Origin of the sequence: Marinomonas algarum, assembly GCF_020532605.1 — a bacterium.
In the GTDB taxonomy this organism is placed as follows: Bacteria; Pseudomonadota; Gammaproteobacteria; order Pseudomonadales; family Marinomonadaceae; genus Marinomonas; species Marinomonas algarum.
In genome coordinates this window covers 86,516-106,696 of sequence record NZ_JAJATW010000010.1, presented here as the reverse complement: position 1 = coordinate 106,696, position 20,181 = coordinate 86,516, and the positions used below count along the sequence as shown (strand labels likewise).

The window sequence follows — 20,181 nt, the reverse complement described above, 5'->3', positions numbered from 1 at the left end:
CTGGCTGTTCTTAATAGAAAACAGTGTCACTATTAACGTTTTCTAGTGCTTGATCAAACCATTATCTAAAGCTAGGCATCAAGGCTGGAATACCTGGTAACAGGCCAACCAACGCCATCACACTAGTCAATATAAAGAACATGACAAATGGGATAATCCAACGGCTCATACTGCTCAAGTTCGCGCTTCTTTCTTTACAACCGATCAAACCTAAGTTATCTAACAACATAGTTAATGACCAACCAAATGCAGGGTTAACCAATGTAGAAGCAAACACAACAATCGCTGCAGACTGTGTGGTTTTACCCTCACGAGTCATTTCCATACCTGCTTCCAATAGGGGAATAAACACACCTACAATCAATGCCACACACAATACAGGCTGCCAAATAGCCAAATCCATTGGGTAACCCCAAACACCTGCAATGATACAGAAAATAGCGGTTAAGATGGCGCCGGCAGGAATAGGACGTTTTGCAATCGCCGCTGGCACAATGTAGGTACCCCAAGAAGAAGCGAAGTTAGAGCCACCTAAAAGAGAACCAAACGTCTGTCTTGTTGCAGCAGACAACATGGTGTCATCGATGTTCATTTGAACTTTTTCAGTACGCTGTGGGTAACTGATTTTCTGGAATACTTGATGACCAAGGAAATCAGGAGACCACATAGCAACAGCCAAGATCGCAAAAGGCAACACGACAACAAAACTTTCTGCTGTTGGCAAACCAAGCATCCAGCCGGTGTCTTCACCCCACCAGTACATTGGGTTCATATTTGGCAAACCAGGTGCTGTTTGGAATTCAAACGGCGCGCCAAGTAAAAAGGCAACACCACCACCTAAAAGACAGCTCAGCGGTACCGCCAACCAACGCTTTTTAAAATGCTCAAGTACAGCATAAAGCACAATCGTGGCTAAGATAACAATGAAGGCAATATGAGACATATCAATCGCTTCAGCCCAAGCAAATAGCTTTTTAACTTGAGAAATGGTGCCGATGAAGCCCAGATACAGCAATAAGCCACCACAAACCCCTTTACTCGTGAGGCTCGCAAGCAAACTGCCCCCTTTACTAAAGGCAAGAATTAACCCAAATGCCCCGATCAGCAAACCAAACGCCATTGGGTGACCGCCGGCTGCCACCACGATTGGAATCAAAGGAATCAATGGACCGTGGGTGCCCGCCAAGTTCGCCGTCGGCAAAATAAACCCTGAAAATAATAGGATAAACACCGCAACAATAAGAAGTTCATAACGAACGTTTTCAAGTATAAAAGATTGATCTAAACCTAAAGGGCCTGCAAATGTCGCCGCGATCGCACCAACCATGACTACTTTACCAATAGTCGCCGCCATAGCTGGGATGGTGTCTTCTAGCTCAAAGCGGTAATCTCTAAAGGGCAAATTAGGACGCCACCTTTTAGGTTGCATAATTTGCAACTCGTGCTCAAGGTATTCGTCACGACTGTTAAACTCGGAACTGGGTTTATGAAGTTTTTCATAGCTTTCAGTATGAGTATGGTCATCCATGGCCTGTTCGGCTTGAAGGTTATCTCGTGGGTTGGTGTTCATACATTCTCCAGCGACATAAACGTCACTCAAATAAAAAAAACAGCTTTTCAGAAAAGCAAATAATTGTTGTGGGAAGTATATTATGCCAGACCAAAAAATAATTCGATTAGACAAAAGTCTTGTATACTTTAGTCTGGCAACTGATTGTTCGAAAACATAAAATCCGTAATTCTTTAGATTCTCCCCGTGTTTTCAAAATAAAAAAGCAGCACCGGGGTGCTGCTTTTAAACCGATCAAAAATAAATATTTTGTTGGTTAAAAATAGGACTAGGTCACTTGAAAATCTAGCATCCGCTGTAAAGGAACTAATGCTTTGACTCTCGTGTCTTCTGGCACAAACACTTCACCAGAGGTGTCACGAAGCGCATTACGAAGCAACTCAAGACTGTTAAGCGCCATCCAAGGGCAATGTGCACAACTTCGACAGGTTGCACCAGAACCCGCTGTAGGCGCTTCAATAAAACGTTTTGATGGCGAGGCCTGCTTCATTTTATAAAAAATGCCACGATCTGTTGCGACAATAAATGTACTGTTAGGCATAGATTTAGTGGCATTCAATAATTGCGAAGTTGAACCAACAACATCGGCAATTTCCACGACAGACTCCGGTGACTCAGGATGAACAAGAATGGCAGCATCAGGATAGATTTTTTTCAAATCCAAAATCCCCTTTGCTTTAAACTCCTCATGAACGATGCAAGCACCATCCCAAAGAATCATGTCAGCGCCGGTTTCTTTTTGGATATACCCGCCCAAATGTTGATCCGGTGCCCAAATAATCTTTTCGCCTTGATCGACAAGGTGCTCAACAACATCCAAAGCGATACTTGACGTGACAACCCAATCTGCACGTGCCTTTACTGCAGCAGATGTATTCGCATAGACAACCACTTTGCGTTCAGGGTATTGATCACAAAAATCAGAGAACTCGTCTATAGGACAACCAATATCCAAAGAACAGGTTGCTTCTAGTGTGGGCATGATGATGGTTTTTTCTGGGCTGAGGATCTTAGCGGTCTCACCCATAAACTTGACACCTGCCACAACAAGCGTATCGGCTTCGTGATTCGCACCAAAACGAGCCATCTCTAAAGAGTCAGCAATAACACCGCCCGTCTCTTCGGCTAATTCCTGTATGGCATCATCTGTATAATAATGCGCAACCAACACTGCATTCTTTTGTTGTAAAAGCGCTTTAATTTCGTCTCGGATAGCTTGGTTATCAACGGATGTTGACGTAAGTTGATTCTCAGCTTCAGACAGATACTTTTGAACCGTATCTCGAAGAGCGGCTTTACTGGAAACGTCAGACATATCATTACCCCTATAAGAAACTGGGAGCGGAATGAGTGTTTTTGGTGGGTCGTACTGGATTCGAACCAGTGACCAATTGATTAAAAGTCAACTGCTCTACCAACTGAGCTAACGACCCAAAAACGACAAAAAGGAATAGAAAAAGTTGGTGGGTCGTACTGGATTCGAACCAGTGACCAATTGATTAAAAGTCAACTGCTCTACCAACTGAGCTAACGACCCAACGGGTTGCGTATAATACAGAGCCCGTGGGATAATGCAAGCTATTTAATCTTACTTAAATACCCTGCAGATAATTTAGCAGCTTTTGTGTCTGGAAAGCGTGCAATAACATCCTGTAAGTAGGATTTTGCTTTTACTGTTTCACCAAGCTGGTCGTTAACAGTTCCCAGTTTATACAAAGAATCTGGTTCTTTGTTGTGTCCTGGAAAACGTTTAATAACCGTTGAAAATGCATCCAACGCCTCGTTCGATTTACCTTGAACAAGTTTGACCTCACCAAGCCAATAGTACCCATTACCCGTCAGCGTGTTATCAGAATATGTCTTAACAAATTGACTGAGCGATGTCTCAGCTTCATCAAACTTTCTTTGTCTAATCAACGAATACGCCTGATCGTAAGCAGCTTTTGCCTGAGCCGTTGGTGGTTGTAATACCACTGGCGCAAGGGGGGATGTTGCAAGAGCATTGCTAATGGCGGGGGCTGGTTCTTTGGTAATAGCGGGAGATTTTGGAGAAGGCGGATTAACCTTTTCTGTTGAAGAAGACTGTGCAGGCGATGTCATGAGCAATGAAATCCGCTTATCAAGATCGATATAGCGATCTCTCTGGCTTGACTTCATTAATCTTATTTCATGCTGCTGCTCTTCTAGTTGCCCACGCAGACTTTGCACTTCTTGCTGCAATGTTTCGAGTTGAAACAATAACTCTGCCGCCGCATTAGGAGAAAGGCCTGAGCTCGACTCAGCCAGAGCGAATGGCGCTGTGAAACACAGCGCCATTGCAAAGGAGCGAACCTTAATGGATTTACCCACCATTATTCGTAACGTACTTCAACACGACGATTTAGCTGCCAAGCATTGTTGTCACTTCCGAAAGCAACTGGCACTTCTTCACCAAAACTGACTGTTTCAATTTGAGAAGCGGCAACACCTTGAATAGTCAAATAACGGCTAATCGCTTTTGCACGACGCTCACCCAATGCCATGTTGTATTCACGAGTGCCACGCTCATCTGCATGACCTTCAAGAACAATACGAGCATCTGGGTTAGCGACTAGAAACTCAGCGTGTTTTGCAAGTGCTTCACGAGATTCTGGACGAACAATGGACTTATCGAAATCAAAGTAAAATACCACTTGAACGTCTGCTAGCGGATCTACTTCTGCTTGTTGCGCCGCAACGTCATCAACAATCACACTCGTCACAGCATCACCTTCACCTGCACCGTATGCTTGATCCGCATTTGCGGCATCAGCTTCCGCTTGCTCCATTGCTGCTGCATCTTCTGCAACCGTTGAACTGTCTGTGTCAGACGCCGTTGTACTACAACCCACAATCCAAGCGGCTGATAAACCAATAACCGCAAACTTACCTAATTTATTTACACTCATTATTCACTCCTACTGTCTTTATTTGAAATACGGGGACCAAGATGGCTCACGTACATCACCTTCAGCTGATGGTAACCTATATTTAACAAGCCCATCAACGGATACTACGGCTAAAATGCCCTTACCTCTATCTGTTGTTGCATACATCACCATACTACCATTCGGTGCAATACTAGGTGATTCGTCTAAGTAAGTCTCAGTAAGCGTCTGCACGCGCCCTGTGTTCATATCTTGCAACGCAACGTGATAATTGCCATCATTTTTTTGCACTGTCACAAGGTAACGGCCATCCGGTGTCATTCTTGCTCGAGTATTCAACTCACCTTCAAAAGTTACCCTTTCAACACGCTTAGATCGTGTGTCCAGTCGATAAATTTGAGGATTGCCTCCTCTATCCGACGTAAAGACAATTCCTTTACCGTCTGGCTCCCAACTTGGTTCCGTGTCGATGGCGTAATGATTTGTCATTCTCTCTAATTTTTGCGTAGCAATGTCCAAGGTATAAATTTCTGGATTGTTGTCTTTTGATAAGACTAACGCAAGTTTCTTACCATCTGGTGACCACGCTGGTGCACCATTTAACCCTCTAAACTGCGCAACTTGCTGACGTTTACCTGTTGCCAACTCTTGGATAAAAATACTAGGGCGACGATTTCTAAACATAACATACGCTATGTTACGCCCATCCATACTCCAAGAAGGCGACAAAATTGGCTCTTTAGACTCAACAACGACCTGTGGGCGATGACCATCGGCATCAGCCACTTGCAGTTTAAAAAGCGGTGACCTTTTATCGCCTTCAGCAGTAACATACAAGATTCTTGTACTAAATGCGCCTCTAGACCCCGTCAATAATTCGTAAACCTTGTCACTAATGTAGTGTGCAGCATCACGAAAGTTACGTGCATTAACGTCAATCGAGGCATGTTTTTGCACAGGCTTTTGGCTCAGTACGTTAAGAAGTTCAAAGCCAATGCGATACTGCCCATTTGGAAGCTTATTGATATTACCGATCACGACATAGTCGCTTTTGAGTAACCGCCAATCTCGGTAAAAAACATCCTCTTCTTTCGAAGGCATACTCAGCATATTGGCTCGAGGAACCGGCTGAAACAAACCACTCCTTGCAAGGTCATCTTCAACGACCTGCGCAATATCTTCAGGTAACGCGTCTACACCATTGTAACCAAAAGGAACAACAGCAATTGGCAAAAGCTGATCAGCGCCACTCGTGATTTCAATGACCAATTGTGCTCTTGTGGTTCCAATTGAGACCATGCAGGCAAAGAATACATATAACCATTGTTTTAACATCATTAATTTCTCAAATCTTGCGGGTTGAATATCAAATCTACTTGACGGAAATTTCGTTCGAACACATAGGAATCAACATCAGCCAATTCCTCAATCCTTCTCACTTTATAAACAGCGTCGACTGCTCTTTGATCAAACAAAGCATCGCCACTGCCCTTGGTTATCTGAACATTCATCACTTCCCCATTAGGTAAGAAATAAATTCTCAGTTGCGTTTTCATATTGTTACGTGCACTGGGAGGGCGAATCCAAGCGGATGTCACACGGTTATTAATTAAGCTGCTGATAGACTGAACCATTTGAGCTTCCGCCACAGCACGCTCTTCCGCTTCTTTTGCCGCCGCGACACGAGCCGCTTCGGCTTCCTCTCTTGCTTTTTCTTTTGCCGCTAGCCGCGATGCCTCTTCTTGACGCTGACGCTCTTGTTCAGCAAGACGATCCGCTTCAGCTTGTCTGGCAACCTCTTCTCGACGCTTTTTCTCGGCCTTTTCTTTTGCTTGACGCTGTTTTTCAGCCTGTTGTGCTAAACGCTGCTTTTCCTGTTCCGCCAGTCGCTGCTTCTTTTCTGCTGCCGCTTTTTGTCGGTCACTTTCACGCCGCTGTGCTTCAGCCTTCTCTCTCGCTTGCTTAGCTTGAGCAACCTGTCGCTTTTTTTCTTCCAGTGCTTTGCGTTCTGTTTCACGTTTTTGCTTGGCTTTTTCGGCTTCACGCTTCTTTTTTTCAACCGCAACCTGCGCCGCTCGTTGTTGCGCAGCCCTTTCTTCTACTTCACGTTTGCCGATGATAGTTTGAGACACATCCACAACAGTCGCGTTTACAATAGGCGGTCGCTTAGGCACGGGTGTATCAGCATCATTAAAATCAACAGCAACTAAACCCACACCTAGAACACCGACATGCAAACCCACAGCCAACACAACAGGCAAACTATAACTGTCTGTTCGAAGCCATTTCATCATTGTTGATCCGGCTCAGTGACCAATCCCACATTAGGGACGCCTGCCGCTTGAAGCGTCACCATAAGGCCAATCACATCGCCATAAGGAACGCTTTTGTCGCCCCTCACTAAAACGGACATTTTAGGGTTTTGACTGATCACTTTTCTGACCCTATCTTGTAACTGGTTCAACGCAATAGACTCCTGTTCACCGCCAATATCAAGATAATAACGACCTTGTGAGTCAACGGATGCAATTAAAACATCTCCTTCAGAGTCCTGAATGGGTGAGGCATTTGCACTGGGTAGCTCGACATCAACTCCTTGGGTCATCATCGGTGCTGTGATCATAAAAATCACCAAGAGCACCAACATCACATCAATGTAGGGTACGACATTGATTTCCGCCATAGGGCGACGTTTGTTTCTTCTTCTTGGGCGAGCCACTATGCAGCCCCTCCCTCACGAACGTGAACCTTACGGTGAAGAATACTGGTAAATTCATCGGCAAAGTTTTCGTAACTTGATCCTAACGATTCAGAAGCCGTTGAAAAGCGATTGTAAGCAATAACAGCAGGAATCGCTGCAGCCAAGCCAATCGCCGTTGCAATCAATGCCTCTGCAATACCAGGTGCTACCGTTGCAAGAGTCGCTTGTTGCACTTCAGCCAAACCAATAAACGAATGCATGATTCCCCACACAGTTCCAAACAAACCAATATAAGGACTTGTTGATCCGACAGTCGCAAGAAAAGGAAGATGCTTATCAAGTTTCTCTTCTTCACGGTAGAGAGCAACCCGCATGGCTCTTTGCACACCATCCATCACAGCCTCTGGTACAACGTCATGACTTTTTCTTAAACGAGTAAATTCTTTAATCCCAGAAATGAAGATATTCTCCATTCCCGTTACTTTGCGGCCCTCTTGCGTTAACTTTTGATAAAGCTGGCTAAGATCCACACCCGACCAAAAGTTTTCCTCAAATGCAATGCTGACTTTTTTGGCTTCTTTTAGTACTCGAATGCGTTGAAAAATTACAATCCATGAAAAAATCGACGCAGCAAGCAAAATTAGCATAACCAGCTGCACCACAATGCTTGCGCTTGCAATAAGTCCCCAAATTGACATCATTGACCTCTATTTAAAATCTGTAGGTAATTGGTAATTAAAGTGTTCATAAGCACGTTTGGTCACTTGACGTCCGCGAGGCGTCCTGATCACAAAACCTTGCTGTATTAAAAATGGCTCAATAACATCCTCGATGGTATCTTTGTCTTCACCTAATGCTGCTGAAACGCTGTCTAAGCCAACCGGTCTGCCGTCAAATTTTTCTATCATAGTCAACAACATACGCCTATCCAGATGATCAAAACCTTGACTATCTACACTTAACATATCTAAGGCCCTTTGAGCAACTTTCTGACCCACCAAGACTTCCCCGCTAACTTGAGCGACATCTCGGACACGACGTAAAAGTCTATTCGCAATACGCGGTGTACCTCGTGAACGCCTTGCCACTTCAAAGCAGCCAGAATGATCTAACTGCATGCCCATTTTATCCGCTGATCGCGCCACGATGGTTGTAAGAGATTCAACATCATAAAACTCAAGCCGTTGCACGATACCAAATCGGTCACGAAGTGGAGAAGTGAGTAGCCCAGCCCTTGTTGTAGCTCCGACCAGTGTAAAAGGCGGGAGTTCAATTTTAATTGACCGAGCAGCGGGCCCTTCGCCGATCATGATATCAAGCTGGTAATCCTCCATTGCAGGATACAAAACTTCCTCAATGGCAGGACTTAATCGGTGTATCTCATCAATAAATAAGATATCGCCTTCGTTAAGGTTAGTGAGTAACGCGGCCAAATCGCCAGCGCGCTCCAGCACCGGGCCAGACGTTGTCTTGACCTCTGAGCCCATTTCATTACCAATAATATTTGCTAATGTTGTTTTACCGAGGCCCGGCGGACCAAATATTAACGTGTGATCCAAGGGCTCATCACGCTGTCTCGCCGCTTCGATAAAAATTTCCATTTGTTCTCTAACCACAGGTTGACCAATGTATTCAGCCAACGCCTGTGGACGAATCGCACGATCAACCTGACGATCGTTTCCCTTTAGTTCAGCAGAAATAATACGATCTTGTTCAATCACCGGTTATTTCCTTAACATATTTTTCAATGCAGCTTTGATGACATCTTCACTGCTTGCTGAATCCATTGGCACACCTGAAATGGCCTTAGCGGCTTCTTGTGGTTTATAGCCAAGAGAAATAAGCGCGGCTTCGGCTTCTTGCCTTGGGTCTGCTTGAACTTGCCTTAAAACGGTCGGCGTTGAGAAAAGATCGTTCTTCGCGGCTTGACCAAGTTTGTCGCGCAATTCAATAATTAAACGCTCTGCGGTTTTTTTCCCTACACCAGGAATGCGTGTGAGTGCAGTAACATCTGACTCTTGAACGTTTGCGATCAGCTCTTCTGAAGACATACTAGACAAAATAGCCAGCGCCATTTTTGGACCGATCCCGTTTACTTTGATCAATACGCGGAATAAAGCGCGCTCATTTTTATCGATAAAGCCATATAGGGTATGGGAATCTTCTTTTACTAAAAGGTGCGTAAACAGAATGACCTGCCCACCGACCTGCGGTAATTCATACACCGTTGTCATAGAAGCGCTAACGTCGTAACCAATCCCTCCAACGTCAACCATTAACTCTGGTGGAGACTTTTCTACTAAGGTTCCAACAATTCGACCGATCACACACTTTTCCTTACATCTTGTTCAGTCCAACGTTTAGACGTTCGACCCGCACGCTTACCAACACCGTATTCTAATCCACCTGACGTTCGCGTATTGGCGTGACACAATGCGATTGCCAACGCATCGGCCGCATCGGCCTGAGGTTTTGCGTTCAATGACAATAATAATTGAATCATCATTTGCACTTGAGTTTTATCAGCATTACCGTTGCCAACGACAGATTGCTTCACCCGCCGTGCAGCGTATTCATGGACATACAAATCTTGCAGCGATGCAGCAACAATCGCTGCCCCTCTCGCTTGACCTAATTTTAAGGCTGAATTGGCATTTTTCGCCAAAAAAACCTCTTCAATCGCAAACTCATTTGGCTGATATTCTTCCAATAAAGCCGACACATTGTTAAAAATATGCTTAAGCCTGACAGACAGATCTTGATCAGGCAGACGAATACAACCGCTACCAACATAAACAGACCGACCGTTTGCAACATCAATAATACCAAACCCCGTTACACGCGAGCCCGGATCAATGGCTAGAATGCGAGTTTTCGCCATGTTTTCAATATGCCCCATATAATCACTGCTTATTTCAACAGCCCTTTCGTAAGTATGCAATGACAAACGATAAAAAAGGCCGCTTAATAGCGGCCTTTTACGTTTTTCTTTCAACCCAATGACACTTATTGTTACACAAAACGTCTCATTAAAAACGACAGAGACCTTAAGACTCTACGATTGGCTTTCTAACGCGTATATTCAACTCTTTTAGTTGCTTATCGCTTACTTCGCCAGGTGCTTGAGTTAACAAACAAGTTGCACTCTGCGTTTTAGGGAATGCAATAACATCGCGAATAGACGCAGACCCTGTCATTAGCATCACCAAACGGTCAAGACCAAATGCTAAGCCGCCATGTGGTGGCGCACCGAATTTCAAAGCATCTAACAAGAAGCCAAACTTCTCTTCTTGCTCTTCTTTGGAAATCTTCAACAATTCGAAGACAATTTCCTGCATAGAAGACTGATGAATACGAATGGAACCACCGCCTAACTCAGTACCGTTTAACACCATATCATAGGCTTGAGAAAGCGCATTAAGTGGGTCTGCTTTTAACTCTTCAGGTGAACAAGAAGGTGCCGTGAATGGGTGGTGAATCGCAGTAATGCCACCATCGGACGTTTCTTCAAACATTGGGAAATCAACGACCCACAGAGGCGCCCACTCACAAGTGTAAAGATTCATGTCTTCACCTAACTTGCAACGCAATGCGCCCAACGCTTCACCCACTACTTTCTTAGAATCAGCACCAAAGAAGATCAAATCACCGTCTTGTGCATCAAGACGCTCAAGCAATGCCGCACGCACTTCAATAGGCAAGAATTTAACAATTGGTGATTGCAAGCCTTCTTCAAGATTCGCTTTGTCATTGACTTTGATGTAGGCCAAGCCTTTAGCACCGTAAATGCTAACGAATTTCGTGTAATCATCGATTTGCTTACGAGTCAATGAATTACCACCCGGCACTTTTAGTGCCGCTACACGACCTTTCGGGTCTTTTGCTGGACCAGAGAACACTTTAAAGTCAACGTCTGACATCAAATCACAAACACTCACAATAGTGAGTGGAATACGCAGATCCGGTTTGTCGCTACCATAGGTTTCCATGGCTTCTGAGTATGGCATACGCGGGAAGGCACCCAAATCAATGTCCATTAACTCTTTAAACAAGTTCGTGATCATTTCTTCTGTCATGCCCATGATTTGCTCTTCGCTCATGAAGGACGTTTCGATATCGACCTGGGTAAACTCAGGTTGACGATCGGCACGCAAATCTTCATCACGGAAACATTTTGCAATTTGGTAATAACGGTCAAAACCTGACACCATCAATAGCTGCTTAAACAACTGAGGTGACTGAGGCAAGGCAAAAAAACTGCCCTGTTGAGTACGACTCGGCACCAAGTAATCACGTGCACCTTCAGGTGTTGCACGAGTTAGAATAGGGGTTTCAATGTCCAAGAAACCATTATCATCAAGGTAACGGCGTAACACAGATGTCACTTTTGAGCGAAAACGCATTTTTTGCTGAATTTCTGGGCGACGTAAATCGATGAAGCGATTTTTTAGGCGAACGTCTTCACCAACAGATTGATGCTCATCTAACTGAAAAGGCGGTGTTTTTGCGGAATTAAGAATCTCAAGTTCTGTTCCAAGCACTTCAATTTCACCCGTGTTCATATTCGGGTTCACTGTCCCTTCAGGGCGAGCACGCACCAAGCCTTTCAACTTAACAACAAACTCGTTACGCACACTGTCAGCGATAGCAAAACTTTCAGCACGATCAGGGTCGAAAACAACCTGAGTAACGCCCTCACGGTCGCGAACATCTAAAAAGATAACACCGCCGTGGTCACGACGACGGTGAACCCAACCGCATAAAGTAATTTCTTGTGAAATGTTAGAAGCATTTAACTCGCCGCAATAATGGCTGCGCATAATTTAGATCCTATTACTGTCTCAGTAAGAGAGTGATGTGTTCTTAGAGCGTTTTCCCTCCTTATAAAATGTCACTAGGAAGAAAAAACGGAATATTTTAAGGCAAAACATTATATGCGAACCGAGACCGACTCTCTAGGCTTACAACAAAATTTGCTAAAGGATAACCGTAAAATTCACGCTCTTGCCAAGCATATTAGACAATCGCCACTATTTCATAGCCAACTTGCTGACCACTTTGGCGTATTTCCACTTCATCGCCTACTGCTTTTCCTAACAAAGCCTTACCCACTGGACTTGATCCAGTTACCAAATACACATTGCACCCTTCCATATCAATACATAAACCGCCACCACAAGGTGCTAAGAAAAAATGTTTATTTAAGCCACTGGCATTTTCTAAAACAACCAAAGACCACACCGAAGCAGCATCATTCTCATCAAACATAATCGGTGTTTTTTTATGAAAAAGTAGCCATTCAGACTCACATTGCAACACCCTTTGTGACTGTCCGTGAGCAAGGTAGGCGGCCTCCAAACCAAATGTATCGTATTTATTTTCTGCAATGCTCTCTTTACTCGTCGCGGCTTCATGCGCATGAAGCGCTGCCCACTTCGCGGTTTCATAGCGAGCAAACAAAGCGGCCACAATCGCTTGGTGCGTTTGAATCTTATCTATCATGTTTCCTCTAGCAGCACTAATAAAAGCACTTATTTGTTTTTTGCTATATTGAAACCACCCTACTAACAACTTATCAATAAGAAACACAAAAAATTAGTTGACGATGACAATCATATTTAATAAATTGATAACCATTCTCATATAATAAATTATTAATGTTTATGTCTATATACATCGGCGAGTCTACGCTCGCATTAATGCATGGATACAAAAATCGGCTCCGACAAATCAGTATTGATTCCGATGTGCATCTACCATTTTGCCATTTAAGAATACTAAAGTGCATTCACTCTACGCAAAACTGTCGTGCTAATGACATCGTGAAAGCGCTTGTACTCGACAAATCCCAAGTCACTCGCGCTGTAAAAAGTTTAGTGAATGAGGGTTATGTGACTAAGCTGCCTTGCACAGAAGATCAGCGCAGCCAACGTTTAAAAACCACAGAGTGTGGAGGCATTCTGATAAGTGAGTTACACCATTTAGAACTACAGGTAAACCAGACCATGACGACGTCGTTAACACCACAGCAAAAGGCTGAATTTTTAAAAACATTGAACATTATGCTCAATAACCTACGCTGATCTTTATTAACAACGCTGACCGCTTATTGACGTACAACACGACAAAAACAAGGACTAGAAAATGAACAGACCCAATACTCGCGAATTAACGGTTATTAAAAGCGCCCATGTTACGCCACACCTGTTTCGCGTCACCCTTGGTGGAGAAAATATAAAGTCACTCCCCGCTGGACAAGAAAGCAGCCATATAAAGCTTATTTTTCCACAAGAAACACAACGCCCAATCATGCGCACTTATACCATTCGTCATCAACGTCTGGATGAAATCGATATTGATTTTGTACTGCATGAGAATCCAGGGCCCGCTTCTACTTGGGCGCAAAATGTTAAGCCTAATGAACCTATTCTCATTGCCGGACCGGGGCCAACTAAAAAAATCTACACGGAATCTGATTGGTACTTACTCATTGGGGATATGACCGCCCTACCAGCAATCAGCGTGAATTTGGAAACCTTGCCAGAGAATGCAACAGGTTATGCCATTATTGAGGTGCTATCAGAAGAGGACATTCAAACGATAGCCCACCCTGTTGGCATGGAAATAAAATGGATCATTAATCCACATCCAGGTGAAAATGCCGAGACCCTGCTCGAACAAGTCAAGGCATTAACTTGGTATCCAGGGACAGTTTCAGTGTGGGCTGCCTGCGAATTTAGCAGTATGAAACAACTGCGCTCCTTCTTTAAAAACGACAAAGGAGTCGATAGAGATCGGTTGTACATTGCAAGCTATTGGAAACTAGGAAACAACGAAGATCAGCACAAAGCTCATAAACGAATGGATTCTGTCAACGCAGTGTAATGATTTTAGTTCAAACTGAAACGGTTAAATGACAAGGTGCCCATAGCACAATTCGTACTATCATTGAGGGCACCTTAAACGCTTCCTCTACTATGCTTTATTAGGCAAACTATTAAAGCTTTACACTTTCAATAATATTGTTCACTACTGAATCAAAGCATTCAGCGTCAATCACACAGTCAACATGACGGCTTTTATTGACTAAAAGCGCAATACCCGTCTCACGCAGTAACGCAATGTCTCTTTGTGTTGCGCCTGGCTTAGCCAAAACAACCACCCCACTCTTCATCAGGCGACGCTCTAAAGCATCACAGTCAACAAACAGCGTGTCTTGCAAACCAATGACCAATGGGCGCTGACCTAGTCGTGCAGCGCGCTCTGCAGGGCTAACAACCTTAGAGTGCTCTAACCCTCCCTTGATGGCCTCTTCGATCATGCCAGCACCAACGGTAACATTGCTCAAACGATCAATAATGATAAAAGCACCGGTAAAGCGGCTATTAATGTATTCATCAAAAACAATCTGTCTGTCCAACTCAACCACCAAGTCAGCAATACCATTTAACTCAAGTGCATCAATAGGGTGAGTCTGCAACGTATTCACATCGACCTTATGATTAAACCTATGCACCTTACCAGGCACAAGCTGCGTACCTATTTTGAAATCATACAGCTTGTTTGGAACGAGGTCTTGCTCCGCCATCCAAACCACCGATGCACGTAATGTATTGGCCATCAATGGCGGTTGTGTCAAATGTGAAATCATATCGCCCCGGCTAATATCGATTTCATCTTCTAACGTTAATGTAACGGCCTGACCTGCTTTTGCTGTTGTCAAATCCCCATCAAACGTCACAATGCGTTCAACAGTAGATGTTTTACCTGAAGGTAAAGCAATCACCTTATCGCCAGGCTTTACAACGCCTGCAGCAATGGTCCCTGAGAAACCACGAAAATCAAGATTGGGGCGATTGACATACTGAACAGGAAAGCGCAATGCATCGCGTCTAACGTCACGATTAATTTTCACGCTTTCCAAAATCGACATTAATGGCGCGCCTTGGTACCAAGGCATATTGGTAGACGCATTCACGACATTGTCGCCAGACAAAGCAGAGATAGGAACAAATTGAATGTCTGTGGCCTTACGGTCACCGAGTTGATCCGAAAAAGCCAAGTAATCTGTCTTGATTTGATCAAAGGTCTCTTCAGAAAAACCCACTAAATCCATCTTATTAATGGCCACAACCAGGTGTTTTACGCCCAATAAAGAAGCAATAAAACTATGGCGACGAGTTTGAGTTTGTACCCCATATCGCGCATCAATTAATATAATCGCCAAATCACAGGTCGATGCCCCTGTTGCCATATTACGGGTGTATTGCTCATGCCCTGGTGTGTCTGCAATGATGAACTTGCGTTTTTCTGTTGAAAAATAGCGATAGGCGACGTCAATGGTTATGCCTTGCTCTCGCTCTGCCTGCAACCCATCAACCAACAAAGCCAAATCTACTTCTTCGCCTTGGGTGCCTGATTTTTTACTGTCACGCTTTACGGCGTCTAAATGATCTTCATAAATCAACTTTGAATCATGCAATAAACGACCGATGAGCGTACTTTTGCCGTCGTCTACATTGCCACATGTGAGAAGTCGCAATAAATCTTTTTCTTCGTGCTGTTTTAAATAGCCAAGTATGTCTTGGCTGATCAATTCTGACTGGTGAGACATGCTTAATACTCCAATATTAGAAATAGCCTTGCTTTTTCTTTTCTTCCATCGAGCCGGACGAATCATGGTCAATCATTCGACCTTGACGCTCTGAACTTTTTGTTAACAGCATCTCTTGAATGATCTCAGGTAAAGACTTGGCTTCCGACTCGACGGCACCAGTCAGTGGGTAACATCCTAATGTCCGAAAACGCACCGACTTTAATTCTGGAACTTCACCGTTCAAAGGCATCCGCTCATCATCCACCATAATGAGTGTGCCATCACGTTCAACCACAGGGCGCTTGGCGGAAAAATACAGCGGGACAATGGGAATGCTTTCTAGGTAGATGTATTGCCATATATCCAACTCTGTCCAATTCGATAATGGGAATACTCGAATGCTTTCGCCTTTGTTCACCTTCCCATTGTAGGTATTCCACAGCTCTGGTCGTTGGCTCTTAGGATCCCAACGATGTTGTGTATCTCGAAAAGAATAGACTCGCTCTTTTGCACGGGATTTTTCTTCATCACGGCGAGCACCACCAAATGCGGCATCAAAATTATATTTATTGAGCGCTTGTTTAAGGCCTTGAGTCTTCATTATATCGGTATGTTTTGCACTGCCGTGTGTGAAAGGCCCAACGCCCTGATCAATACCCTCCTGGTTTTGATGAACAATCAATTCGAGCCCTAATTTGGCGATTAATTCATCGCGAAAAGTGATCATCTCTTTAAACTTCCAACCCGTGTCCACATGCATTAATGGGAAAGGGGGTTTTCCAGGAAAAAAAGCTTTCATAGCAAGGTGAAGCATAACGGCAGAATCTTTACCGATCGAATACAGCATCACGGGGTTATCAAATTCCGCAGCAACCTCGCGGATAATATGAATACTTTCTGCTTCAAGCTGCTTTAAGTGTGTCAGTCTCAACTCTGTCATAACTTTTTATCTCTCATTATCAAGCTCAAACAATTGAGCCACTATAACATTCTAAAAAGTTATAAATAACTATCCAATTAGACCGAAAGAGAATATGTATAGTCTCTGTTTTGACAGTTAGTCAAAATAATAGGCATAAAAAAAGCCGACGAATCGGCTTAATTTTTTGGTCAATAAGAGCGAGAAAGCAATTTATTCAGTGAACTGTTGCTCTAACATAAGCTGGTTAATTTGCTTTCTCAAGCGAATGATCTCAGCATTTACCTGCGTTCTAAAAGCATCACTAGAATCAATGGCATCTTGATGACGATTAAGCGTTTGCTGAATATCTACAGCACTTGTTTCGCTGGCTTCTTGCTTTTGCGAGGCCAACTGAGCAACCTTTTCTTGCAACGTATCAAGATGTTGAGATAGCTGCTCTAAACTGAGTGTCTGAGCCTCATTTTGACCCTTCTGAGCGTTTATCGCCTCGTTCGTTGTTGTCAGCCGTTTTGCTTGATTCTCTTGTGTTATCGCCAATGCCTTAAGGGTTTCATCAAGTGTGGCCACTGACGGCACCAAGGTATTATAACCGGCTTCGACCTCATTAAATGCTTGTGCTTGCACGGCAATCCGCTTCGATTGCGTTGACACTGTTTCACGTAGAGTCGACAGTTTTTTCTCAAGAGCAGCAACATTCTCTTTGTTACCAGCAATCGCTTTTCTGTTGGTGTCGTAAGAAACACCCCAAAGTTTACGAATTTCACTGTCATGAGTCTTGAGCGTTTCTTCTAATGTCTCGCCTTGCTTGTTCGCTGACACGTCGGCAGCTAATAACTGATGATCTAGATTTTGAATCTCACTTTTAGCGCCGTAAAGCTCGTTTCTGAGTTGCATGTTTTGTTGCCACAACCAATAACCGGCCCCTGATGCCGCAGCAATCAACACTATTAATAAAAAATAGATGCCTGCAAGACTTTGTTTTTTATGAACCACAGTCGGTGCATGAGCAGGCCTCGTCGGAGTTGGCTGCCTTTGTTGCGCTTTCTTCGCACTTGAAGGCGCACTAGGTCGTCTATCACTGACTTCATCTTGATCTAAAGTCAGGCTTGGGATCTCAACATCATCGTCTCTTCGCATGGAAATATTTTTAGGTCACTATTAACAAAAATTATGAAAAATCATTTAAGAACAAGGCTAAATAATATTATCTTTAGATGTTCAATGCTACTATATAACCACCATTAACTGCTTGATAACAAGCAATTTACGTTAATACTAAAGCAAGGAGAATTAACAATGGCTTTTGAATTACCTGCTCTTCCTTATGCTAAAAATGCACTAGAGCCTCATATGTCTGTTGAGACATTAGAGTACCATCATGGTAAGCACCACAACACTTACGTTGTGAAGCTTAATGGCTTAGTTCCTGGCTCTGAGTTCGAAAACAAATCGCTTGAGGAAATCATTTCTTCTGCACCAGCGGGTCCTGTTTTCAACAATGCAGCACAAATTTGGAACCACACCTTCTTCTGGAATAGCCTAAGCCCAAATGGTGGCGGTGAACCAACGGGCGCACTGGCTGACGCTATCAATGCAAAATGGGGATCTTTCGCAGACTTCCAAGCAGCATTTGATGACAAAGCGGTAAACAACTTTGGTTCAAGCTGGACTTGGTTGGTAAAAAATGCAGACGGTTCTCTAGAAATCGTTAACACAAGCAATGCTGGAACACCGATGACAAGCGGACAAACGCCTATCATCACCGTGGATCTTTGGGAACATGCTTATTACATTGATTACCGCAACGTTCGTCCTGATTACCTAAAAGGTTTCTGGGCGCTTGCTAACTGGGAATTTGCTTCCGCAAACTTCGCAGCATAAGTCAATATTGTTACCTAGACCAGTCAAAAAACGCGGCTTATGCCGCGTTTTCTTTATGGTAACATTACTGATATAAAGGCACTTTTCTACTCTTGTTGGGCCGCTATTTTGGCTTGAATAAATTCAGAGTGAGGCATGAAAAGTAACTCACTAATACGTCGAATACGATGATCCTCATGGGCATCAAGGTTTCCATCCGCTAAAGCCACACGCCAAAGTGCCTCTAGCAACTCCATCTTTTGTACATGACTCGCCTGATCATTAATGACTTTTGTAAATTGATAAAGATCATGCGCTTGCTCCGCGCCAGAATATGCTTCGCGATATAAGTCATCAAGATCCTCTCCCAAGTCACTAACGTCACGCAAAAATGACTTCACCTGTTGCCCTTCTTTTTCATCAACTTCATGATCTGCCAGCATAACCTCCATCAATAAAACGGCGACCGCTTTTTGATAGGAGACTTGTTCGCCTTGTTCTACTGGGGACAAAAAAAGACGTTTTAATGTTTCTAACATGGTTACTCCAAAATATGCTTTTCACGATCACTATCGTGTTGTTGTACGTTAAGCCTATCCTTAAAGACTATTAATATCAGCTAACCAATCAGTAAAGAGTATGCAAGAGACGATTTTACGACCCGATGACACCTCTAATAAGCAAAAGCCATTAAGAAAAATTGTTTTAAATCATTTTTTATTAGACATCTCACGCATCTTTACATTAGAATTTGCGAATATTAATTTGAGGAGTAAAACATGGATTCTATTTTTAACCCGCTTGTTGGAGGCCTGTTAATAGGTCTAACAGCAACTGTCTATATGCTCACTATCGGCAAAGTAATTGGCATCAGTGGCATCTTGTCTCAGCTGCTTTTTAGCAAAGAGCGCTTCCTACCTTTTCTGTTCATTGCTGGGTTGATCATTGGTGGCAGCGCTTATGGTGTTTTTACCGAGCAAACGGTTCCCTTTCCAGAGGTTAGAAGCCCATGGTTATTAATTATTTCAGGTCTGCTTGTTGGCTACGGCACAAGATTGGGTGGAGGCTGTACCAGTGGTCATGGTGTATGCGGTATTTCACGGTTCTCACCACGATCCATTGTTGCCACACTTACCTTTATGGCCACAGCCATTATCACTGTTGCTATTGTTAACTAGGAGATTTTTTATGTATGCATTGATTACTTTAGCGGCAGGGTTAGTATTTGGTTTAGGCCTAGCATTCTCCGAGATGACCAACCCAACGGTTGTCATTGGTTTCTTGGACATTTTGGGTGACTGGAACCCGTCACTCATCATTGTAATGGCCAGCGCTATTGGTGTTGGTGTCATCGGTTACGCCATTAAAAATAAACGTGTTGCCCCTATGGTTGCAAGTAAGTGGCAAATCCCTACCCTTAAACACATCGACTCTAAATTGATTATTGGTTCTGGTTTGTTTGGTATAGGTTGGGGGTTAAGTGGTTACTGCCCAGGACCGGGTCTGACTGCTTTAACAAATAATCCCAATGAGGGTTTTTACTTCATTGGTGCACTTATTGTTGGCAGCGGTTTACACTTTTTACAGAATAAAGCGACTCAGAAATAAGATAAAAATCCGATAAAA

Annotated in this window: 22 protein-coding genes and 2 tRNA genes; 5 read left to right on the top strand and 19 right to left on the bottom strand. The window is 43.6% G+C overall.

The annotated features are described in order from the left end of the window. Positions 1-61: 61 nt before the first annotated feature. The 15 genes from LG368_RS08355 to LG368_RS08285 form a co-directional block, all read right to left on the bottom strand. Positions 62-1,570, bottom strand: coding sequence for a DUF3360 family protein (locus LG368_RS08355; RefSeq protein ID WP_226754275.1), 1,509 nt, complete (start codon positions 1,568-1,570; stop codon positions 62-64). A 268-nt stretch (positions 1,571-1,838) separates the two neighbouring features. Beyond that, positions 1,839-2,885 carry a quinolinate synthase NadA gene (nadA, locus tag LG368_RS08350; RefSeq protein WP_226754274.1) on the bottom strand — a complete coding sequence of 349 codons (1,047 nt, stop codon included), beginning with the start codon at positions 2,883-2,885 and terminating at the stop codon, positions 1,839-1,841. Between the two features lie 42 nt (positions 2,886-2,927). Further along, a tRNA-Lys gene (locus LG368_RS08345) sits at positions 2,928-3,003 on the bottom strand. A gap of 28 nt (positions 3,004-3,031) precedes the next feature. Next, positions 3,032-3,107 (bottom strand) — tRNA-Lys (locus tag LG368_RS08340). Positions 3,108-3,148: 41 nt separating this feature from the next. Next, a complete protein-coding gene (gene ybgF, locus LG368_RS08335; RefSeq protein WP_226754273.1) occupies positions 3,149-3,922 on the bottom strand; it encodes a tol-pal system protein YbgF in 774 nt (257 codons plus the stop codon). Further along, positions 3,922-4,497 (bottom strand): peptidoglycan-associated lipoprotein Pal, encoded by a 576-nt coding sequence (pal, locus tag LG368_RS08330; protein ID WP_226754272.1) that lies wholly within the window; start codon positions 4,495-4,497, stop codon positions 3,922-3,924. Before pal ends, ybgF begins: the two co-directional genes overlap by 1 nt. Before the next feature lie 18 nt (positions 4,498-4,515). Continuing rightward, positions 4,516-5,814 (bottom strand): Tol-Pal system beta propeller repeat protein TolB, encoded by a 1,299-nt coding sequence (gene tolB, locus LG368_RS08325; RefSeq protein ID WP_226754271.1) that lies wholly within the window; start codon positions 5,812-5,814, stop codon positions 4,516-4,518. Next, complete coding sequence (tolA, locus tag LG368_RS08320) at positions 5,814-6,770, bottom strand: cell envelope integrity protein TolA (RefSeq protein WP_226754270.1); 957 nt, start codon at positions 6,768-6,770, stop codon at positions 5,814-5,816. Before tolA ends, tolB begins: the two co-directional genes overlap by 1 nt. Then, positions 6,767-7,195, bottom strand: a complete 429-nt coding sequence (gene tolR / locus LG368_RS08315; RefSeq protein WP_226754269.1) for a protein TolR — start codon at positions 7,193-7,195, stop codon at positions 6,767-6,769. The genes tolA and tolR overlap by 4 nt, the downstream gene beginning before the upstream one ends. Beyond that, on the bottom strand, positions 7,195-7,875 hold the full coding sequence (gene tolQ / locus LG368_RS08310; RefSeq protein WP_226754297.1) for a protein TolQ: 681 nt from the start codon (positions 7,873-7,875) through the stop codon (positions 7,195-7,197). The genes tolR and tolQ overlap by 1 nt, the downstream gene beginning before the upstream one ends. Positions 7,876-7,884: 9 nt before the next feature. Further along, the gene (gene ruvB / locus LG368_RS08305; protein ID WP_226754268.1) at positions 7,885-8,898 is read right to left on the bottom strand and encodes a Holliday junction branch migration DNA helicase RuvB; all 1,014 of its coding nucleotides are present in this window, start codon (positions 8,896-8,898) and stop codon (positions 7,885-7,887) included. 3 nt (positions 8,899-8,901) lie between these two features. Next, positions 8,902-9,504, bottom strand: coding sequence for a Holliday junction branch migration protein RuvA (gene ruvA, locus LG368_RS08300; protein ID WP_226754267.1), 603 nt, complete (start codon positions 9,502-9,504; stop codon positions 8,902-8,904). Further along, positions 9,501-10,058, bottom strand: a complete 558-nt coding sequence (gene ruvC, locus LG368_RS08295) for a crossover junction endodeoxyribonuclease RuvC (RefSeq protein WP_226754296.1) — start codon at positions 10,056-10,058, stop codon at positions 9,501-9,503. Before ruvC ends, ruvA begins: the two co-directional genes overlap by 4 nt. A 166-nt stretch (positions 10,059-10,224) precedes the next feature. Beyond that, positions 10,225-11,997 carry an aspartate--tRNA ligase gene (gene aspS / locus LG368_RS08290; RefSeq protein ID WP_226754266.1) on the bottom strand — a complete coding sequence of 591 codons (1,773 nt, stop codon included), beginning with the start codon at positions 11,995-11,997 and terminating at the stop codon, positions 10,225-10,227. A 196-nt stretch (positions 11,998-12,193) separates the two neighbouring features. After that, a complete protein-coding gene (locus tag LG368_RS08285; protein ID WP_226754265.1) occupies positions 12,194-12,679 on the bottom strand; it encodes a GreA/GreB family elongation factor in 486 nt (161 codons plus the stop codon). Between the two features lie 161 nt (positions 12,680-12,840). Between LG368_RS08285 and LG368_RS08280 the strand changes: the two genes are divergently transcribed. Then, entirely contained in the window at positions 12,841-13,260 is a 420-nt protein-coding gene (locus LG368_RS08280) for a MarR family winged helix-turn-helix transcriptional regulator (RefSeq protein WP_226754264.1), read from the top strand. 61 nt (positions 13,261-13,321) lie between these two features. Continuing rightward, a complete protein-coding gene (locus LG368_RS08275) occupies positions 13,322-14,062 on the top strand; it encodes a siderophore-interacting protein (RefSeq protein ID WP_226754263.1) in 741 nt (246 codons plus the stop codon). A 112-nt stretch (positions 14,063-14,174) separates the two neighbouring features. Here LG368_RS08275 and cysN read toward each other — a convergent pair whose 3' ends face one another. From cysN to LG368_RS08260, 3 genes are all read right to left on the bottom strand, one after another. Next, a complete protein-coding gene (cysN, locus tag LG368_RS08270; protein WP_226754262.1) occupies positions 14,175-15,791 on the bottom strand; it encodes a sulfate adenylyltransferase subunit CysN in 1,617 nt (538 codons plus the stop codon). A gap of 16 nt (positions 15,792-15,807) precedes the next feature. Then, positions 15,808-16,713 carry a sulfate adenylyltransferase subunit CysD gene (cysD, locus tag LG368_RS08265; RefSeq protein ID WP_226754261.1) on the bottom strand — a complete coding sequence of 302 codons (906 nt, stop codon included), beginning with the start codon at positions 16,711-16,713 and terminating at the stop codon, positions 15,808-15,810. A gap of 192 nt (positions 16,714-16,905) precedes the next feature. Further along, on the bottom strand, positions 16,906-17,832 hold the full coding sequence (locus tag LG368_RS08260) for a coiled-coil domain-containing protein (protein ID WP_226754260.1): 927 nt from the start codon (positions 17,830-17,832) through the stop codon (positions 16,906-16,908). 159 nt (positions 17,833-17,991) lie between these two features. Between LG368_RS08260 and LG368_RS08255 the strand changes: the two genes are divergently transcribed. Then, a complete protein-coding gene (locus tag LG368_RS08255) occupies positions 17,992-18,576 on the top strand; it encodes a superoxide dismutase (RefSeq protein ID WP_226754259.1) in 585 nt (194 codons plus the stop codon). 86 nt (positions 18,577-18,662) lie between these two features. Here the strand turns inward: LG368_RS08255 and LG368_RS08250 are convergent, their stop codons facing one another. Next, on the bottom strand, positions 18,663-19,094 hold the full coding sequence (locus tag LG368_RS08250; protein ID WP_226754258.1) for a tellurite resistance TerB family protein: 432 nt from the start codon (positions 19,092-19,094) through the stop codon (positions 18,663-18,665). A gap of 240 nt (positions 19,095-19,334) precedes the next feature. Between LG368_RS08250 and LG368_RS08245 the strand changes: the two genes are divergently transcribed. Together LG368_RS08245 and LG368_RS08240 are read left to right on the top strand one after the other, a co-directional pair. Next, positions 19,335-19,733, top strand: coding sequence for a YeeE/YedE family protein (locus LG368_RS08245; protein WP_226754257.1), 399 nt, complete (start codon positions 19,335-19,337; stop codon positions 19,731-19,733). 10 nt (positions 19,734-19,743) lie between these two features. Next, positions 19,744-20,163 (top strand): DUF6691 family protein, encoded by a 420-nt coding sequence (locus LG368_RS08240; protein ID WP_226754256.1) that lies wholly within the window; start codon positions 19,744-19,746, stop codon positions 20,161-20,163. Positions 20,164-20,181 lie beyond the last annotated feature (18 nt).

Excerpts from the sequence above, each read along its gene's own strand:
- LG368_RS08355 (WP_226754275.1), bottom strand. The coding sequence starts at position 1,570 with ATGAACACCAACCCACGAGATAACCTTCAAGCCGAACAGGCCATGGAT.
- nadA (WP_226754274.1), bottom strand. The coding sequence starts at position 2,885 with ATGTCTGACGTTTCCAGTAAAGCCGCTCTTCGAGATACGGTTCAAAAG.
- ybgF (WP_226754273.1), bottom strand. The coding sequence starts at position 3,922 with ATGGTGGGTAAATCCATTAAGGTTCGCTCCTTTGCAATGGCGCTGTGT.
- pal (WP_226754272.1), bottom strand. The coding sequence starts at position 4,497 with ATGAGTGTAAATAAATTAGGTAAGTTTGCGGTTATTGGTTTATCAGCC.
- tolB (WP_226754271.1), bottom strand. The coding sequence starts at position 5,814 with ATGATGTTAAAACAATGGTTATATGTATTCTTTGCCTGCATGGTCTCA.
- tolA (WP_226754270.1), bottom strand. The coding sequence starts at position 6,770 with ATGATGAAATGGCTTCGAACAGACAGTTATAGTTTGCCTGTTGTGTTG.
- tolQ (WP_226754297.1), bottom strand. The coding sequence starts at position 7,875 with ATGTCAATTTGGGGACTTATTGCAAGCGCAAGCATTGTGGTGCAGCTG.
- ruvC (WP_226754296.1), bottom strand. The coding sequence starts at position 10,058 with ATGGCGAAAACTCGCATTCTAGCCATTGATCCGGGCTCGCGTGTAACG.
- aspS (WP_226754266.1), bottom strand. The coding sequence starts at position 11,997 with ATGCGCAGCCATTATTGCGGCGAGTTAAATGCTTCTAACATTTCACAA.
- LG368_RS08285 (WP_226754265.1), bottom strand. The coding sequence starts at position 12,679 with ATGATAGATAAGATTCAAACGCACCAAGCGATTGTGGCCGCTTTGTTT.
- LG368_RS08280 (WP_226754264.1), top strand. The coding sequence starts at position 12,841 with ATGTCTATATACATCGGCGAGTCTACGCTCGCATTAATGCATGGATAC.
- LG368_RS08275 (WP_226754263.1), top strand. The coding sequence starts at position 13,322 with ATGAACAGACCCAATACTCGCGAATTAACGGTTATTAAAAGCGCCCAT.
- cysN (WP_226754262.1), bottom strand. The coding sequence starts at position 15,791 with ATGTCTCACCAGTCAGAATTGATCAGCCAAGACATACTTGGCTATTTA.
- cysD (WP_226754261.1), bottom strand. The coding sequence starts at position 16,713 with ATGACAGAGTTGAGACTGACACACTTAAAGCAGCTTGAAGCAGAAAGT.
- LG368_RS08260 (WP_226754260.1), bottom strand. The coding sequence starts at position 17,832 with ATGCGAAGAGACGATGATGTTGAGATCCCAAGCCTGACTTTAGATCAA.
- LG368_RS08255 (WP_226754259.1), top strand. The coding sequence starts at position 17,992 with ATGGCTTTTGAATTACCTGCTCTTCCTTATGCTAAAAATGCACTAGAG.
- LG368_RS08250 (WP_226754258.1), bottom strand. The coding sequence starts at position 19,094 with ATGTTAGAAACATTAAAACGTCTTTTTTTGTCCCCAGTAGAACAAGGC.
- LG368_RS08245 (WP_226754257.1), top strand. The coding sequence starts at position 19,335 with ATGGATTCTATTTTTAACCCGCTTGTTGGAGGCCTGTTAATAGGTCTA.
- LG368_RS08240 (WP_226754256.1), top strand. The coding sequence starts at position 19,744 with ATGTATGCATTGATTACTTTAGCGGCAGGGTTAGTATTTGGTTTAGGC.